Source organism: Paenibacillus sp. R-74696 (genome assembly GCF_055814915.1).
In genome coordinates, this window is sequence record NZ_JBPULM010000046.1 from 408,940 (window position 1) to 426,053 (window position 17,114).

Genomic DNA, 17,114 nt, shown 5'->3' on the forward strand with positions numbered 1-17,114 from the left:
ATACAAGTAAAATATTCTGCTTGGCTCCATTGTGTGTGTAAGCTTTTGCAATGATAATAGATTCCTGCTTTAGTACATAAATAATCTCTATAAACTAAAAAAAAGCAAGAGAGCACAGGCAATTCTGCTGCACTCTCTTGCTTTTTCCACTTTCCCGTTGCTTATCCCGGTACTTATCCCGGCCCGCCCGCCTGATACTCCAGCAGCTTGCTGAACGTCCCTTTGGACTCGCGATACAGCTGATTATAGCCGCCTTGCTGGATGATTCTGCCCTCTTCCAAAACGATAACCTGATCGGCGTCACGAATCGTTGACAGTCGGTGGGCAATGACAATAATCGTTAGTTTGCCCTTCAGCTGCTCAAGTGCCTGCTGAATTTTCAGCTCATTTTCGCTGTCGAGTGAGCTGGTTGCTTCATCCAGTACAAGGATCGACGGCTTCCTGAGCATCGCTCGCGCCAATACAATGCGCTGCCGTTCACCGCCAGACAGCCTTACCCCGCGATCGCCCACGATCGTGTCCAGTCCCTGCGGCAGTGCGCGAACGAAGGCATCAGACGCTGAAAAAGCGAGCGCCTCCCACAATTGCTCCTCCGTCGCTCCCGGCAATACGAGCTTTAAATTTTCACGAATGCTGGCATTAAAAAGAAATGGGTCCTGCGAGACATAACTCACCGCGCTGCGGTAAGCAAAGCGATTGCTATCGTCCAGCGGGGCACCATCGAGCAGCACCGCTCCGTGCTGGGGTACGATTAGCCCGATTAACGTATCGATCAGCGTACTTTTTCCCGCCCCGGACTTGCCGACAATTGCCGTCATGCTGTTCGCCGGAATATGCAAATTAATATGCTTCAGCGCATACGTCTCATCTTTCTCCCGGTAGCGATAATACACATCTTGGCAGACCAGCTCATGCACAAGCTTCAGCGCAGCAGGCTCCTCCTGCTCTGTCCGCTTTGTTCGCTCTGTTCGTTCAGCAGGCTTATTCAGCTGCATTTCCTCAGCAGCGCCACATTCCTTCATCAAGTCATTCAAGCTCTTGAATGCCGGGAGCGTCAGCACGATTTGCTCCATAGAGGTTTGAATGAGCGTCAGCTTCGGCCACAGCCTTGTAAAAATCAGCACAATTAATGTGAGCTGCGCTACCCCAACCTGCAGAACCTGTACCGATAAAAATACGCAGCCCGCAATCATCAACGCTGAGATACTTTTAAATAGGAGCTGGCTATTGGATTGCAGCTTCACAAACTGCACATTATTGTGCTCCATTTGCTGCGTCAGCTTGCTGAACCAGGACAGCTGACTTTCCTCCAGCCGATTGCTTTTGATCTCCTTAATGCCATTGAAATGATCGGTTATGCCCGCTACATAGCTCTGCGACAGCTCTGTCAGCCGGGTGCCAAGCGACCTTGCTCCTCGCGTGTATTTACGTGAGAACAAGCTGAGTAGGCCACCGCAAATTAAAATAAGCAGCGTCAGCTGATACGACAGATAGAAGGCTAGCCCGATTTGTACAAGCGTAAATATTCCCGTCGTAACTAAACGAAGTGAGAGCTGCACACCCTGATTAACCCGAGATAGCTCGGAGGACAGAATATGATTGAAGTCCGACTTGCGCTTGCCGAGAAAAAAAGCCCAGTTCGATTGCAGCAGCGCCTGATAAATATCCATCCGCAATTTCGTTACAAAGCTTTGAAGCAGGGCAAAGCCCTGATTCGTCTGCTGTCTTTGCAGCAGGCCCTGCCCAACATTAATGCCGATGAAGAGAGCCAGTACAGCTGCAAGCAGCAGCTCCTGCGGAAGCTCGCCAAGCCAGACGCTGACCTGCGGTACGACCGGCAAGCTTGCGCTTTGCACATCAAATAAACCGATGATGCCCAGCAGCGGGATTAAGACGAGCAGCCCTACGCCCTCAAGCGAGCTGACAACCATAATACCCAGCATGTTTAGGTACAGCTTCTTTCCTGCAAACTGATGCAGCTTTTTCATATATAGCAAAATCGGTTTCATATACTCACCCTTTTGCGAGGCTGCTTGAGCCTTCGATAAAAATACAGAAACGGCCGCAGCGGAAAATATAGAAAATGCAGGCCCTTAGGCAAAGGCAAAGTCTGCGCATCCCAGGCACTTGGATAAAGTTTGCCGATGAAATGGGTCAGCTTCTCCCTGCTTGTCAGCAGCATAAAGGTATAACGCTTATAAAGCAGCGCCATCTTCTTCTCCTCTGGAATCGGGCTGATCGTAACCGTCTCCTGAATAAATGGAAAAATGCAGCGGACAAGCCTATGCACGAGGGGGCTGTCGGTCAACGGCAGCAGTTTCTCGGGAAGCTTCACAACACCGAATAGCTCCCGCGCCAAAACAAGCGCCTGCCCTATGGCCGCCGCTCCTCCGTTTCTACGTGTTTCCTCTATCAGCGATTCGCCGCCGTCCTCGCAGGCAGAAGCAAGCTGGGCAATATCATGCAGCCAGCGCAGCCGGAACCAGCCATGTCTTGCGCCATGGCTGGCGAGATAATGAAACAGATGCTCCGGCCCTAAATAAGGGATCGGACTTCCCGTCTGCTCATAGATTCTGCGCTGCGCCCACAATTGCTCGAAGGACACTTCCTTTACCGCATCAGGGCTGAGTCGCCAGTGCAGCTCAATTTGCGTCTGATTGATCGTATGCTCGAAGCAGCTATGATGCGTTTTCCACTTTAAATCATTAAACAAACGCGGCGCCGGGTCCCGATCATAATAACCAAGCTCTTCAAGCACCGCCTCGGCCCGGTCAACATCCTCTATTGGCACTAAAATATCCAGGTCCTTGCTCGTGCGCTGGGAAATATCGCCGTAAAGCTCATGTGCAATAACTGGCCCTTTCAATTGCAAGGAGCGTATGCCGCGCTCTGCCAAAGCCGCTACAATCCGCTGCATTTCGGCGCTGAGCCTCAGCATCATCAGCGTATTGGCGTAATAATCCTGCTGGAGCGTCAGCAGCACCGACTTCGGCAGCACCGGCTTCACAAGCTGCTTCAGCTTCAAATAGAGGCTTGGATATACACGGTGATGACGCGCCAATTCGATAATCTTCTCCCCGTTCAGCCTGCTGCCGGCCCAGCGGCGGCCAATGACTGCCGGATCGGTATTTGGCCGCAGGCACTCGAGAATAAATTGCAACTCAAGCGGAAGGTTAGCCACTTCCCATTCATACGTTTTATCCATAGCGATGCTCCTTCTTCCGCTTAATCTGATTACCGAACAAGCCAACGACGGTGAAACGACCCATTTCTTCGACACCTGTTATGTAGTAGGGACCGCTGCGAAGCCAGGCATGGGCAATCATTTTGCCTGATTCGTCCTTGGCTGTGCCCAAATAGAGCGTGCTCGCTATTTTTCTGCGTTTCAGCAGCTTCATCGCAGCGATTCCCTTAACGAGACATTCGCTTTCCCACCAAGTATAGCGGCTCATCTGCCGTATCGCTTTCGCCACCTCACTGAGCATCTGCTCATGCTCCGCTACCCGCTCATAGGGCGTCTCCTTCATCGGAACACCTAGAGTAGGGGCAACTTTAGCGAAAGGAATCAGTTTGAGAAGACGCGCCCAGGCGAGCAGCATGTAGGCTTCGAACAGAAGAAGCTTGCTGCGAAGCGGCAGCAAGGTGAACTGGCTCCATTTTTTAAGCAAGACAATTGAACCGCCCTTTCCTTGAACTATTCACTAACCTACCGTATCTCCTGCTCCGCCATTCTGTGCGCCCGCATTCGAGACAGGCTCAAGCAGCCCTTCCGCGTACAGATCCTGTAAAAAATCTGCCACCTGCTGGTCGCATGCCGCTGGCTCCACTTCATACTCTTTGAGCAACTGGGCCACGATGTCGCGGCGTGTCACGGGCGATGCCGTCCGCTCCCAAATGATGCCGCCCAGCTTGCCCATGTTGTAATATTTGCCCGAAGACAGGCTTAACAGCACTTTATCGCCATCCATATCAGTAGCCAAATGACCTTCTGTCCGCTGGATAATCTGTTCAGGCTGCAGAAGCGGTCTAGCTTGTTTAGACATTTGCCTCACGTCCTTTCTGAGTCGCTGCTAGTATTAGATCAACCATTTCATAAGCGGAAAATGCTCCTTCTGCGGGACGCTGCAATTGATAAGCCTGCACGCTTGCTGCAAGCCGAACAGCAGCAGAAAAATGCCAATTTTGCAGCTTTAAAGGCGCAATTAGAAAATGTCGGAAGGTGTGGTTCAGCAATACAGGCAGCTTCGCTAGTGAATGCAGCTGTGATAGCGATACCGCATTTGCTTCTGTGCGCGAAAGCTCAAATACGGCGGCGAGTGGAAGTGGAGAGGCTAGGAAGCTGGCAGATAACGGAACAGCGAATTTGGATACGGAATAGGCAAGCGGCTTGTAAAGCTGACTCGTTCTTCCGAGCTGCTCGACGCTTTGCTGCCACAGCTTTTGCTGCGGATAGGAGGGCATGACAATTGACGCGCCATTTGCGCCAGCCTCCGGTTCCTTTAAGGCAATTACATCATCACTAAGCAGGGGATAGCCACGGTCTATAAAAGCTGCGGCCAGCGTCGACTTTCCTGCCCCAGAGTCCCCTACGAAAGCATAGGCCTTGCCGTCTATGGCTATAGCGCTCCCATGCAGCGGCAGCTGCTTTCTCTGCAGGAGCAGCGCGCCTATGCATGTTCCAAGCAGGTAAAGCCGGAGCCTGCCCTCATCCACTTTTTCGCATGGCGCCACAATAATCCGTTTGCCCTCTTGAATGCAGAAGCTTGCGACCTCGTGAATATAAAAAAACAATTTTGCGCCGTGAACAACGTAATGATCCTGCGTTTGCTCCAAAATCGGCCACGTAAATTCTGGCTTAGCCAGCTCTATTTCAACATCTGCAAACGCTTTCGAATTTTCCGCCTCAAGCAGCTCAGGCAGCTCAATTTCACTGCTGATACATAAGCCGAAAGCGTCGTAGATTGCTTTTTTTCCAGTTAATATCATCGCGTTCACCCTTATATGAATAAAATCGCGTTGCTTCAAGCCATCAAAAGTAATCGTTTCGCGGTGAAACCTGTACTTTCCTATATTTGAACAAAATCAACAAAGTCCTTGTACAAGGATATCCTGCTGTATAAGGACCTTGTTGATCACTTTTACTGCATAAGTATAATGGATTTATTTCTAGGAAAAGGAAGTGCCTGGATCGATAGGGAACGGAGTTGGGTCATCAGTGACGTCAAAGTCCCCCGCTTTTACAAAATCAATGTAACGTGTACCTACGCCAGCCATCGTCTCGCTCACTTGCAGCGTTTCGAGAACCGGAGCTTGCCATTGTTGTTTCTCCATGCTTATTCACCTCCCTTCAAATTAAACTGCCGAACAAACCGGCAGGCTACGAGGCAATGCAATAAATAACGGCTGTTTAAATCAACCGCGTATTCCGGCTTCGGCACTAAGCCGACCTGTTCCAGCGAAGCCCTCATCTGCTCTACATTGAAAAACTGTGCAAGATACGAATCATTGCAATATTGCCGCAGCTCCTCTACAAATGCAGACCAAACCGGCGTCATTCGATGAACCCAATCCGCTGCTTGAATGCCGCGCACCCGCTGGTTTAGCCGAATTTGATCAGGCAAATAGTTCGCCGTTGACTCGCGGATTAAAGCACGGTCGTAACCGTCATGAACGTATTGCTCAATCGGAACAGACAAGCAAAACTTCACAACCCGCGGATCGCTGGTCGGGTCTCGTTCCCACAGCGCATAGCTCAGCGATAGCTTGGTGCGCTGCGTACCGCTCATATTGGTCATCGCCATATCCTGAAAAGGCCCCGGCTGCGCTTTAATCGCATCTTTTTCAAAAACGCTGCCTGCCCCTGCCTGCCGCTCCTTCAATCTGGCAAAAACGTTCATCCGCTTGGCAAAAGCCGGATTGATCATGAGCGGCATCTCCTGCTGCCCATGATCCTGATCCCGAGGAAACAGCTTCGGATAGGCGTTTTTCCCAACATAATACATAAGCCGTTTTCGCCCGACTGCCTTGCGCTTGCCAAACATCGTCACTTCCCGGTACAGCCGCAGCCATTGCAGCCGCTTGAGGAGCAACGAATAATAATCGATGGCAGGCCCCCACGAGATCGAATGGTTTCCCATTGCTCCCGTAAGCAGAATGCCCATTCCCTGCTGCTGCGACTGCTCGTAAACCCCTTTAATCCAAAATGAATTTTCTGCAAATTTAAAGGGGATCTCCAGCATTTCCAGCCATTCATCCGCTTCCGACAGCGGGCTGCGGCCCTGCAAATCCAAATATTGATCGGTAATATTGCCGACAAACTCTACGGTTTTCTTTATAAAGGGACGTTCATCCGCCATATGCCGCCTGGACGTCCAATCCTGAAAATTCGGCTCTGGCACATAGCTGAAGGTATGCAGCTGCTTTTGCTGCGCCTGCAGTGATTTTGCCGCGAAGCTGACGACCGAGCCAGAATCGAGGCCGCCGCTAAGCGTTGCGCCTACCTTCCGAAACGTCCTCATCCGTGCATTGACCGCTTCCTGAAAAATTTCCTGGAAAGCTTCCGTGTACTCCTCACGTCGCTTCAGCCTCAGCTGCTCGGGGGACTCCACCTTGCTGTGCTGCCAAAAATCAAGCTTGCCGTCCTTGATGCGAAAAGCATGCCCCGGCGGCACTTGGCGAATATGCTCATAGGGTGTTGCGAATAGGTCGCTCGACTCATGAACAATAGCAACCGCCAAATAATCAGCGAGCCAGCTTTCATTCAGCTTTTTCTCCACATGATGGGCGGCAAGCAGCGGCGCAATGGTGGTGCAAAAGGAGCTTTGCCGAGCATCAGAGTGGATATAAAGCGTACGGCTGCCGAACAAATCGGTCGTACCGAACAGCTCGGATTTGCGCTGATCCCAAATGATGAAGGCATAGTCGCCAATTAAATAACGCGGTGCTTCCTCTCCCCATTTGGCATAGGCCAGCATAATCAGCTCGCTATCCGGCATGCTGGCTCGCCGCTCGCGATCGATGAGCAGCTGCTCCCATAGAAATGGACGATTATCGATCATGGCATCAGCCGTAATCGTTAATCCCAGCTCGGCTGCGTGAAAGGGCTGCGGCTGTCCGACCGATTCAGGCGTAATCCACTGGGCATGGCAGCCTAGGAAAACGCGTCCGTCATGCCAAGTATCGACGGCATCCGCTGGATATTTTTGCAGGGCTTGCATTAGGCGCAACCCCGCTTCTACGGAAACGGGAGCTTCGGAATCCTTCTGATAAATAGCGGCGATTGCGCTCATGCTGTGCCCCTCTCCTTTTTGATACTAACTGTATTTATTATAGCACATAAAGATACAATTTGTATCATTTTTGTCAAAACAATTATTCGCTTTAACCTATGCTTCACCATTTTTCATAGCGATAATAATGGTTTTTGTTCCTTTACTCCATGGTTCATATTGGGACGGCCAACCGAATAATAAATGAGCTGTGTATGGGCTAGTTCATGCTCACTATAAATGTTGCGCCCATCAATGAGATTAGGCGTTCGCAGCCAGGATTGAATACTTAATGGTTTAATATCGCGGAATTCCTTCCATTCTGTCAAAATGCACAGCGCATCCGCCTGAATTGCCGCTTCCTCCGGATCTTCACAGTATACGACACCCGATTCGCCAAATTGCTGGCGAAAATTAGTCGTCGCTATCGGATCGTAGGCTTTGACTTTTGCGCCTCGCTTTACTAACGCTTCAATAATTTCAAAGGCAGGTGCATCGCGGACATCATCCGTTTCCGGCTTGAAGGCCAGCCCCCAAATGGCAACGGTCCGGCCCCCCAAATCGCCAAGCGAAGCTTCCAGCTTGCGAATGACGTTAAAGCGCTGGTCGCGATTCACATCGACGACCGATTTAAGCAGCTTGAAGTCATAATCCATTTGTCCGGCAATTTGAATAAGCGCCTGCGTATCCTTCGGGAAGCAGGAGCCCCCATAACCTATTCCCGCTTTTAAGAAAGAGGAACCGATTCGCTGATCATAGCCCATTCCTTCCGCTACCTCCGTCACATCAGCGCCTACCTTTTCGCAAATGTTGGCTATTTCATTAATGAAGGAAATTTTGGCTGCAAGGAAAGCGTTGGAGGCATATTTAATCATTTCGGCGCTGCGAATATCGGTGCTCATGATATGCTTGGTGAGCGGCCTATGCAGCTCCGTCAAACACTTGCGCGCCGTATCGCCCGATGTGCCAATGACAATGCGGTCTGGGTGCAGCGTATCCTGAACCGCTGTGCCTTCCCGGAGAAATTCTGGTACGGAAGCGACCTCAAACGGATATGCCGTCTGGCTAGCTATAATCGCTTGAATATGTTCATTCGTGCCAACTGGCACCGTGCTTTTCGTAGCAATAATTTTAAAGCCATTCATGGCCAAGCCGATTTCGCGGGCTGCCTGTTCAATATAGCTCAAATTCGCTTTGCCGCTTGGCAGCGATGGCGTCCCTACCGCAATGATAATCATATCGGATTGCCTCACCGCTTCTGGCAAATCCGTAGTAAATTGCAAGCGTCCCTCCGCTTTATTGCTCGCTATAAGCTCTTTCAAGCCCGGCTCATAAATCGGCACCTCGCCTTTATTCAGCAAGGCAATCTTCTCCTCCAGGTGGTCAACGCAGATGACATCGTTGCCCAGCTCGGAGAAGCATACGCCTGATACCAGCCCCACATAACCTGTTCCAATTACAGCAAGCTTCATGCTGCCCACTCCTCTCCATATGCAGCAAGGGTGCCTGATCGCAGGCCGCTGCTTTATATACCTTCCCACTTACCCTTTGCATCCTTATACAAAGCCTTTTATAACTAACTCTACATGCTAAACCGAGGAGCGATAGGAACGAATGGCATTCGTTTCATTGGCAATCCGCTCAATCCATTGGATAATTTGGTATTTACACCGCTCATTCCTAGCGATAGAAGCGCGCTTGCTCCATCCTACCATTGCTAGCTGCGATAAGCTTTGCTGCACGTCCAGCTCTCTTAAAGCCTGCCAAGTTACCAGCATATGCGGATGCTTGCCCTGCAATGCTTGAAGCGTATTCCGATCCTCCGTCATGGATGATCTGACCAGCACAATCAAAGGCTTGCCAAGTGTTACCGCCTCCCCAACTACACCCCAGCCCGGCTTCGAAATGATGAGATCAGCTGCTGCCGCATAATTTTGCGACTCGGTGTAGCCTTGCGGAATTTGAGCAATATTTGGCCCGCTCACCTGCATATTTTCCGATACGATAAATACACAAGAATGATCGTTCCACAGCGAAAGCGAGTCTAGCGCTTCTGTCTCCATTCCCATGCCTAGAGCAAAATAAATGATCGTTTTGCTGCCGTCCGGATTAAGCTCCTGCACGATCCGCTGCACTTCAGCAGCTTGCGGCGTTCGGCAATAAAAGCCTGTCTCTGGCTCGCTGCCCGTTGTCCATTTCCGTTCCCCTAAATCCGATCCAGCCAGCGGAAGGAAATAATTCAGTTGTTCGTACGCCTGATGCAGCGGAGCCAGCTGCTCCTGCTGCAGAAAAGCCCCATAGGCGGTATGCCAGGTGAAGTTGGATATGCCCACCGATTTCACTCCCGCGATCGCGGCTGCAGCTATCGGAATCGGAGAAATATCCGAAATGACCATATCCAGCCGCTCACTCATCATAAAATCAGCTTCTCGCCTTATCTCAGCTGAAAATCCCGCCATATATTGCTCATAACCAAGCTTGAACCTTTCCTGATCAGGCTCAACCGAGCCTGTGCCTCTGCCAAGCACATAGCCAAGATCCGATGAGCAGCTGCGGAACTCTAACCGTTCCGGGCTATATTCAGCGCTGTATTCCGCTAATGAAGCCTGGATAAAGGGAAGCGTTTTGCCCGAGCAGATCATAAGCCGGTAACGCCAAGGTGAATAAAGCAGCAGCGTTCGAATAAGCGCAATGCTGCGCGTTGCATGGCCATAGCCATAATCTGAAATATAGTATCCAATCGTTGTTAAACGGCCGTTCGTATCCCGAGCACCAAGCATGGTTATACCTTAATGCAATGCTCGGACACTTCGTCCCAGGTATGATAAATTTCCACAACCTGATTGCGCTCCTCGGCCATGCCGCTTTGCACGACTATAATTTCAAGCTCCGTCAATGCACGGATGCTGTGCAGCATCTTCATCGGTATATGCAGCACATTGCCTGCTCCGACGCGCATAAAATTGCCATTTTGAATAAACTCTCCGCTGCCTTTGACGATGGTCCACACTTCCTCGCGCGCCGAATGCAGGCGATAGCTGAGGTTTTTGCCGAGCTGAATGCCTACGCGCTTCGTGGATACGCAGCGGCCATCCTCATAGGTGCGATCGTCAAGCACTCTGATCCAGCCCCATTGGCGCTCGATATACATTGGCCCCTGATCCGAGCTGATAAAGTCCTTAATGCGCGGACTCGCGCTTTTATCCGTCACCAAGATGCCATCGGGGCTTAGCGCAACTACGATATTCGACAAGCCAAGAATAGAAACGGGAATGTCGATTTCATTAATGAGATGCGTGTTAATGCAATCCTCGCTGATGATGCCTCTGCCTATTTGTTTGTTCTTCATTTCTTCGGTCAGCGTATTCCACGTGCCAAGGTCTTTCCAGCAGCCCTCATAAGGCAGAACGACGATGCTCGACGCTTTCTCGACTACTTCATAATCAAAGCTGATTTTCGGCAGCAGCTGGTATTGCTTTGAAAGCTCCTCATATTGAATCGGCAGCCCTCTGCTCGCCAGCAGCTCAATCACATAACCCAGCTTGAAGGCAAAAACGCCGCAATTCCAGTAGGCATTGTCTGCAATAAGCCGCTCAGCGATTTCCTCAGTCGGTTTTTCCCGAAAGTGGCTGACCGCAACGTATTCCCTATCTGTCTTACTTGCCATCGCTGTACCCGCTGCCGCTGCTGCTGAAGCAGCCTTTTCCGGTATAATATAGCCGTATTTGGACGATGGATAAGTTGGTTTCACGCCTATGAGCGCAATCTCGGCATCAGAGCGGTTCAGCACGTCCTCCAGCTGCTTAACCGCTTCAAAAAAATGACTTTCCACATAAGGATCAACGGGCAAAATAGCCACTGCCTCATCCAGCCCTACTCCCGCATGGGAATATAAATAGGTGGCGGCAAGCGATATAGCCGCGAACGTATCCCGCCGATCCGGCTCAATAATGAGCGGAACCTCCGGTGAAATTTGGGTCTGCATCATTTCGATCTGGGCCTGGCTCGTAGCAATATAGCTGGAATCGCCTAGGCCATTTTCATTAATTTGCCCCCATACACGCTGCACCATGGAAACCATTTCCCGGTTCTCATTTTCCAGCACCTTCAGAAATTGCTTCGATCTCGCATCATTCGATAACGGCCATAGCCGCTTGCCTGAACCTCCGGACAATAATACCAGCTTCATCATGGATTCCTCCCCTTCTTATATGGAAAGCAGCAGCTTGCGATACTTATTAAGCGATATTTCCTTGCGCAAATGAGCCTCTAAATAATCCCGTCCACTGAGACCAAGCTCCTCCAGCTCCACTCCTCCAAGCTCAATCATCGCATTCAGCTTTCGCGCAATCTCCGTATACTGCTGAGGCTCCGCCACGATGCCGCAGCCGCTCTCTTCAATAATCCGATACGCCTCGCTGCCCTGCTCCAATACCCCTAGAACCGGCTTGCCTGCTGCCATGACGCCATAAATTTTGCTCGGCACCGACACGCCCTTAATGCCCTTCTGGTTCACGACGAGATGCACATCCGCCGCATTAAGCGAATAACGAAGCTGCTCCTTCGGCTGAAAAGGTAGAAAGGCTACGTTCGCCAGCCCCTCCCGCTGCACATAATCCTGCATCTGCTTCTTCACAGCGCCTTCGCCGATGAAAGCGAAAATCACATCCGGGTAATCACGAAATCGGCTCGCAAGCTCAACCAGCTTTTCCAGGTCGTAATAAAGGCCTAAATTTCCGGAATACATAATAACGAATTTATTTTGCCAATGATGCTCGCGAAGAAACGCTTGAACCTGTGGATGCTCCTTGGACAGCGGAATTATTTCCTCTTCATTCGTCCAGTTGTTGATGACCGTATTGTCCGTCACCCTCCGGCTGGCAAAACGCTTAAGAAGGGTATCCTGCATGTCATAGCCAACGGTAATAATATGATCGGCGTATTTGCAATTCAGCGTATCCACCCAGCGCGCCAATCCCAGCACCGCTTTATTGTTCATATAGCCTGCGGCGGCGGCCTGCTCAGGGTTGAAATCCTGAATATTGTAAATATGCTTGGAGCGCTTAAGCGTCTTGCCAATGGTTCCAATCAACCCGCCCAAAATCGGCGGCTGCGATATCGTATAAATGAAATGAACCTTTTTCTGCTTCAGCAGCTGAATATTGGCATGAAAAAAGTAGGATGCAATATAACGCAGCCTACTTGCTTTGCTCCGCTTATCCACCTTGGGCAGGCGAATGCGGATAATTTGAATGTCCTCCAAACGATCATAAACGATGCGACTTTTATCTCCCCTTGCTTCCGCTTCCTTCTCGCCCTGCTCGGACTGTGCCGCGATGACCGTAATGTTGAAATCATCCTGCAAATATAAGCAAAGCTCCGTCAGCAGCTGCCCCGTAGAAGCAAAATCAGGATAAAAATAATTTATTACGAATACGATATTAGGCTTCATGCCATGACCTCTTTCGCGAATCGCTCTCTTAAATATTGCGCCGGATAACCGGCATGAATTTCATTGGCCGGGATGCTTTTCAACACCGTGCTTCTTGCTGCCGCAACGGCCATTTCATGCAAGGTGACGCCGGGATAAACGAATACATCGCTCGCCACCCAAGCGCCATCTTTAATGACAATCGGCCGAACCTCCAGCGAAAAAGCAGGATCATTGATTTTATGGCTGCCTGTGCATAAATAAGCATTTTGGGAAATAACGCAGTGGCTGCCCACTACAATTTCATCCAAGCTATAAAACTGGACATGATCACCGATCCAGGAGAAGTCGCCAATGCTGACCTTCCAAGGATACGTGAACTTCGCCGTTGAACGAATTAATACATCTTTGCCGATATTCGCGCCAAACAGACGAAGCAGAAAGCTTCGCCACGCGTACATATTGTGCAGGGAGAACCGGAACAGCGTGCCTTGAATGAGCCACCATAACAGAACATACGCGCCGCTTCTGCCCCTTGAATAGCCAGCCTGCTCATACTGGTCCAAACGTATGAGATTTTTCATCCGATGTTCAACAACTCCTCATAAACCGCCGTCGTTCGTTTCACATATTGCTCCCGGGTGAAGGATTGCTGGAGCAGCGAATAGCCTTCTTCCCCCATCAGCTTGTAATTTTGTTCAAAAATGCTCGTTATCGCCTTTTGAAGCGCCAGCTCATCCTGCGGCGGAACAAGCAGTCCATTCGCCCCATTCAGCATTTCTGGCACGCCGCCTACATCCGTCGCTACTATCGGTAGCGAAGCCGCCATCGCTTCCAGCAGTACCGTTGGAAAAATATCATAGACCGAAGGAAGCACGAACAAATCCGCCTGCTGCAGCAAATCGGCAACATCCCTGCGCATGCCGAGGAAATGGACATTGCCTAGCTTGTATTGCTGAGCCATGGCGAGCAAGCCTTGCTTATACTCCTGATCCGTATCAAAGGCAACATCGCCTACGATGACAAAATGCAGGTTTTGCTCGACTTTTTTCCTCTTCATCAAGTGCGCAGCCTTGAGCAAATATTCAATGCCTTTCATCGGCGACAGCCTTGCCACCGTAATGACAATGCGGTCTGTCTCGGCCAAATTCAGCTCCTGGCGCAGCAGGCTGCTGGCCGTTTCACTAGACGCGGAGGGCGCGGCCACCTCAATGCCATTATGTATTTTAATCAGCTTCTTTGACGTATGGCCGCCCCACTGAAACATGATTTTGCTGCGTTCGCATAAGACGATAATGCGGTCATTGAACAGATGGTCCAAATAGCCGACAAATTTATAGGCGATCAGCGGCTTTCTCGGCAGCTCATGGACGGTTTGCAGCGTCGGAATACCGAGCATTTTACCGACAATATTGCCGCCAATGACTTCCATTTTATGCGAATGAATGAGCTTAATATGATATTGCTTGATGATTTTCCGCAGTGCCCGCATGGATTTGACCAATTTAACCGTATTGCGAAAATAATAAAGCGCATCGGTCGGCTTGCCGAAGACGGCAAGGGCTGCGAACAGCACCGTTGCTCCGCTCGCCTCATATTTTTCCACATAAGGGCTCCATTCCGGCAGCACCACATAAGGCTTGTATTTCGCCTGGTCCAGACCTTGAACCAGCTGCAGCAGCACCGTATCCACACCGCCAACATGGCTTGCATACGGCTGAATATAAAGAATATTTTCCACCTGCTATCCCTCCGTTGACAAAGCCCGGTTTACGGCTGATGATACCGCTCTGGCATAATAATTCGGGTGCATTTTGCGCCACAGCCCAAACTTCAGCTTCCAGCTCGACTGAATATACCGTTTGTTTGCGAACACCCAGTCCATCGATTCCTTTAAGTTTTGCGGATCAAGCGGATCAATAATGAGACCATTTTGCTTATCGACGATAATGTCCTTCGTTGCTCCGGCATATTTGGACGCCAGTACAAACGTGTTCGTGCTTAACGCCTCATTGACCACAAGCCCCCACACCTCAATTAGGGAGGGAAAAATCAGGCAATCGGCTTCCACCAGATACCCAATCAGCTCATCCTTCTGCTTATAGCCTTCGAAGCTGATCTGCCCCGTTAGCCCATACTGCTCCACACGTGACTTAAGCTTCTGCTCATCCGGGCCCGAGCCGACAATGGTCAGCTGCCAGGCCGCATCGCTATGCGTTTGCTGGATGGCGTCAATAATTTGCGCGAGCCCTTTGCGTTCAATCAATTGTCCGATGAAAAGCAGCTTGATCGGCCCCTCATCGCTTCGCAGCTTGCTCTGCTTATGCTCGGTATATTTTTTATGGAAAAATCGAATGTCCACCGTATTGTAGCCAATTACGATTTTATCCTTGCTGACGCCGTAATACTCTAGGCATTCCGCTGACTGTGTACCGTATGTAATAAAGGAATCGGTTAGCTTGAAAAATACTCTGCGCACCGTGTTCACCAGTTTATTTTGTACCCGGCTGCTTTCCAGCGTGCTGCCCCACCAAATGATAAATTTTTTCCTAAACAGCTTGCTGTACAGCAGTGCCGACCAATAACCAAGCGAATCGTAGCCTGAGGTAATGACCACATCGGGATTATGCTTCATCAGCCGCAAAAAAATGCCGGGATTAAGATGAATGCCCATATCCAATTTTTGAATAAAAGCATGCACGCCCGGCAGACATTTGTACGCATATTCGATTTCGCCATAATCAATATCCCACTTGCGATTCTGCTCCTTCTCCTCCAAATACCAGACCGTCAGGCTCGTATTGTCATCACGGTGCAGCTTATTTAATACGGGTATGCGATATGGCGCAATTGTATTGGTTAGAAGAAGTACCTTGTTCATAGGCTTGCTCCAATCATTTTTATATTCATTTAACTCGAGACACTTTTAAAGTCTGGATATGCCTGATTCAATGGCTTCTGTTTTTGCTTAAAAAACCAATATCCGATTAAAACAAAGAAAAGATAAGCCGTTAAATAGGAGGTTCCGCTCATCAGCTCTCCTCTTAGCAAAAAAATTTGAAACGGAGCATAATAAGGCACGCATAATCTCGCTAGTGAAATTTCATTCGATGTAACCGCTCGTTCATAAGCCTTCTGTGCCTTCTGAGTAAAATAACCATACAATATAAATAGAAGCACAACTCCAGGCAAACCAAAGTCAATATAAAACTCTGCCCATAGAGGACATGATAAATTAGTAAAGTCGTATCCGAGGGCATCCGCTACTGTCGTTCCTGAGCCAAATGGTTTATCTGCCCAAATAAATCTTGGCACCCAGAAAAGAAAAGCAACTAATAACTGCTCCCCATACGTATGACCAAACAGATCAACATATCTAACTGTGTTAAGCGTCATTTGAAAGGCATCATAATCTCCATCTGTCGCCATATTACTTTGGGTAGTAAGGCTTTGAACAATTTTCTCCGTATCTGTTGTATGCCTAAACATATCTGACTTAGGAAATATAAATAGCAATAAACATAAAAGCGTAATGACCCATTTATAAAATGACCGCTTCCCCCATGGCAATAGTAAAAAGCATAGGGTTAATAACATGGAGCCTATCCAGTATCTAGCTCCCGAAATAGGATTATTGATCATAAAATTAACGATACCAATAAAGAAGATCCATAGCTTTGTTCCTAAGGAAAGCTTTATTTTTGAATGCTTATAATAAATAACGCCAAGTACAAGACATACGAATATGGATACCTTTAAAAAACTGGATAACACAAGAAACTCAATTTTCCCACCAAACTGAGCATTAAAGATTTGTCTATTGAGAAATAATGCACTTACGCCGCCAATTTTCAAAATAATAATTGCACATATAAACAGCGCAATCAGCGTAAAAACAATAAATTTTTTCTCGTTTACTTGTATTTTGTCGATTTCAAACAAATTTATATTTGATCTTTCATCATCATCGGCTTTTCTCTCCCGTCTCTTGTTCAAGCTATTATGAAGAAAACCACCAAGGTCGAAGGAAAGAATACCCGCTATAACAACAAACAACGCAAAGCGAATATCATCACTGGAGTAAGTTCCGGACAAAGGAAAACTCTCCGTAAGGACTTGTTGGAAAGGAACATACCCCATCCAAATGTATACAAAAATCCAGAAAAAAAGTTCAATTAATCTTCTTGTACCGCCCATCATAAGCAAAGAAAGCCGTCCCATTGCATAAAACATAATAAACCAGCTCAAGCCCAGGTTAAGATAATTAAATGACGCAGCTAGCAATACCGTTTTATAAAGCTCCAGTAAAGGAATTAGAATAGCTGTGTAGCAAAAGAAAATGAAATAAAACCCTACCATATAATCAATTGAAATGTTTTTATGCACAGCTAATTTAGGTTCCATAAGCACGTTCC

Annotated in this window: 15 protein-coding genes; all 15 read right to left on the reverse strand. The window is 49.0% G+C overall.

Features of this window, described 5'->3' with window-relative positions; genetic code table 11:
• Nucleotides 1-173: 173 nt before the first annotated feature.
• On the reverse strand, nucleotides 174-2,009 hold the full coding sequence (locus ACSR9A_RS26295; RefSeq protein ID WP_473760878.1) for an ABC transporter ATP-binding protein: 1,836 nt from the start codon (nucleotides 2,007-2,009) through the stop codon (nucleotides 174-176).
• Nucleotides 2,006-3,205 carry a nucleotidyltransferase domain-containing protein gene (locus ACSR9A_RS26300; protein WP_473760879.1) on the reverse strand — a complete coding sequence of 400 codons (1,200 nt, stop codon included), beginning with the start codon at nucleotides 3,203-3,205 and terminating at the stop codon, nucleotides 2,006-2,008. The genes ACSR9A_RS26295 and ACSR9A_RS26300 overlap by 4 nt, the downstream gene beginning before the upstream one ends.
• On the reverse strand, nucleotides 3,198-3,674 hold the full coding sequence (locus tag ACSR9A_RS26305) for a lasso peptide biosynthesis B2 protein (protein ID WP_473761261.1): 477 nt from the start codon (nucleotides 3,672-3,674) through the stop codon (nucleotides 3,198-3,200). The genes ACSR9A_RS26300 and ACSR9A_RS26305 overlap by 8 nt, the downstream gene beginning before the upstream one ends.
• 27 nt (nucleotides 3,675-3,701) lie before the next feature.
• Complete coding sequence (locus tag ACSR9A_RS26310) at nucleotides 3,702-4,043, reverse strand: lasso peptide biosynthesis PqqD family chaperone (protein ID WP_473760880.1); 342 nt, start codon at nucleotides 4,041-4,043, stop codon at nucleotides 3,702-3,704.
• Entirely contained in the window at nucleotides 4,036-4,986 is a 951-nt protein-coding gene (locus ACSR9A_RS26315) for an aldolase (RefSeq protein WP_473760881.1), read from the reverse strand. Before ACSR9A_RS26315 ends, ACSR9A_RS26310 begins: the two co-directional genes overlap by 8 nt.
• A gap of 180 nt (nucleotides 4,987-5,166) precedes the next feature.
• Nucleotides 5,167-5,331 (reverse strand): paeninodin family lasso peptide, encoded by a 165-nt coding sequence (locus ACSR9A_RS26320; RefSeq protein WP_143088617.1) that lies wholly within the window; start codon nucleotides 5,329-5,331, stop codon nucleotides 5,167-5,169.
• A 2-nt stretch (nucleotides 5,332-5,333) separates the two neighbouring features.
• The gene (locus ACSR9A_RS26325; protein WP_473760882.1) at nucleotides 5,334-7,289 is read right to left on the reverse strand and encodes an asparagine synthase-related protein; all 1,956 of its coding nucleotides are present in this window, start codon (nucleotides 7,287-7,289) and stop codon (nucleotides 5,334-5,336) included.
• A 113-nt stretch (nucleotides 7,290-7,402) separates the two neighbouring features.
• The gene (locus ACSR9A_RS26330) at nucleotides 7,403-8,740 is read right to left on the reverse strand and encodes a UDP-glucose dehydrogenase family protein (protein WP_473760884.1); all 1,338 of its coding nucleotides are present in this window, start codon (nucleotides 8,738-8,740) and stop codon (nucleotides 7,403-7,405) included.
• A 117-nt stretch (nucleotides 8,741-8,857) separates the two neighbouring features.
• Nucleotides 8,858-10,048 (reverse strand): glycosyltransferase, encoded by a 1,191-nt coding sequence (locus tag ACSR9A_RS26335; protein ID WP_473760885.1) that lies wholly within the window; start codon nucleotides 10,046-10,048, stop codon nucleotides 8,858-8,860.
• Nucleotides 10,049-10,050: 2 nt separating this feature from the next.
• Nucleotides 10,051-11,457 (reverse strand): sugar phosphate nucleotidyltransferase, encoded by a 1,407-nt coding sequence (locus ACSR9A_RS26340; protein WP_473760888.1) that lies wholly within the window; start codon nucleotides 11,455-11,457, stop codon nucleotides 10,051-10,053.
• 18 nt (nucleotides 11,458-11,475) lie between these two features.
• Nucleotides 11,476-12,720 carry a glycosyltransferase family 4 protein gene (locus ACSR9A_RS26345; protein ID WP_473760890.1) on the reverse strand — a complete coding sequence of 415 codons (1,245 nt, stop codon included), beginning with the start codon at nucleotides 12,718-12,720 and terminating at the stop codon, nucleotides 11,476-11,478.
• Nucleotides 12,717-13,283: a putative colanic acid biosynthesis acetyltransferase gene (locus ACSR9A_RS26350; RefSeq protein WP_341279081.1), complete on the reverse strand. Its 567-nt coding sequence runs from the start codon at nucleotides 13,281-13,283 to the stop codon at nucleotides 12,717-12,719. Before ACSR9A_RS26350 ends, ACSR9A_RS26345 begins: the two co-directional genes overlap by 4 nt.
• Nucleotides 13,280-14,440, reverse strand: coding sequence for a glycosyltransferase family 4 protein (locus ACSR9A_RS26355; RefSeq protein ID WP_473760893.1), 1,161 nt, complete (start codon nucleotides 14,438-14,440; stop codon nucleotides 13,280-13,282). The genes ACSR9A_RS26350 and ACSR9A_RS26355 overlap by 4 nt, the downstream gene beginning before the upstream one ends.
• A 3-nt stretch (nucleotides 14,441-14,443) precedes the next feature.
• Entirely contained in the window at nucleotides 14,444-15,580 is a 1,137-nt protein-coding gene (locus tag ACSR9A_RS26360; RefSeq protein WP_473760895.1) for a glycosyltransferase family 4 protein, read from the reverse strand.
• Nucleotides 15,581-15,609: 29 nt separating this feature from the next.
• On the reverse strand, nucleotides 15,610-17,103 hold the full coding sequence (locus ACSR9A_RS26365; protein WP_473760897.1) for an O-antigen polymerase: 1,494 nt from the start codon (nucleotides 17,101-17,103) through the stop codon (nucleotides 15,610-15,612).
• Between the last annotated feature and the right edge of the window lie 11 nt (nucleotides 17,104-17,114).

What these genes read in the sequence shown, in the direction of transcription:
- ACSR9A_RS26295 (WP_473760878.1), bottom strand. Translation starts at nt 2,009, where the DNA reads ATGAAACCGATTTTGCTATATATGAAAAAGCTGCATCAGTTTGCAGGA.
- ACSR9A_RS26300 (WP_473760879.1), bottom strand. Translation starts at nt 3,205, where the DNA reads ATGGATAAAACGTATGAATGGGAAGTGGCTAACCTTCCGCTTGAGTTG.
- ACSR9A_RS26310 (WP_473760880.1), bottom strand. Translation starts at nt 4,043, where the DNA reads ATGTCTAAACAAGCTAGACCGCTTCTGCAGCCTGAACAGATTATCCAG.
- ACSR9A_RS26315 (WP_473760881.1), bottom strand. Translation starts at nt 4,986, where the DNA reads ATGATATTAACTGGAAAAAAAGCAATCTACGACGCTTTCGGCTTATGT.
- ACSR9A_RS26320 (WP_143088617.1), bottom strand. Translation starts at nt 5,331, where the DNA reads ATGGAGAAACAACAATGGCAAGCTCCGGTTCTCGAAACGCTGCAAGTG.
- ACSR9A_RS26325 (WP_473760882.1), bottom strand. Translation starts at nt 7,289, where the DNA reads ATGAGCGCAATCGCCGCTATTTATCAGAAGGATTCCGAAGCTCCCGTT.
- ACSR9A_RS26330 (WP_473760884.1), bottom strand. Translation starts at nt 8,740, where the DNA reads ATGAAGCTTGCTGTAATTGGAACAGGTTATGTGGGGCTGGTATCAGGC.
- ACSR9A_RS26335 (WP_473760885.1), bottom strand. Translation starts at nt 10,048, where the DNA reads ATGCTTGGTGCTCGGGATACGAACGGCCGTTTAACAACGATTGGATAC.
- ACSR9A_RS26340 (WP_473760888.1), bottom strand. Translation starts at nt 11,457, where the DNA reads ATGAAGCTGGTATTATTGTCCGGAGGTTCAGGCAAGCGGCTATGGCCG.
- ACSR9A_RS26345 (WP_473760890.1), bottom strand. Translation starts at nt 12,720, where the DNA reads ATGAAGCCTAATATCGTATTCGTAATAAATTATTTTTATCCTGATTTT.
- ACSR9A_RS26350 (WP_341279081.1), bottom strand. Translation starts at nt 13,283, where the DNA reads ATGAAAAATCTCATACGTTTGGACCAGTATGAGCAGGCTGGCTATTCA.
- ACSR9A_RS26360 (WP_473760895.1), bottom strand. Translation starts at nt 15,580, where the DNA reads ATGAACAAGGTACTTCTTCTAACCAATACAATTGCGCCATATCGCATA.
- ACSR9A_RS26365 (WP_473760897.1), bottom strand. Translation starts at nt 17,103, where the DNA reads ATGGAACCTAAATTAGCTGTGCATAAAAACATTTCAATTGATTATATG.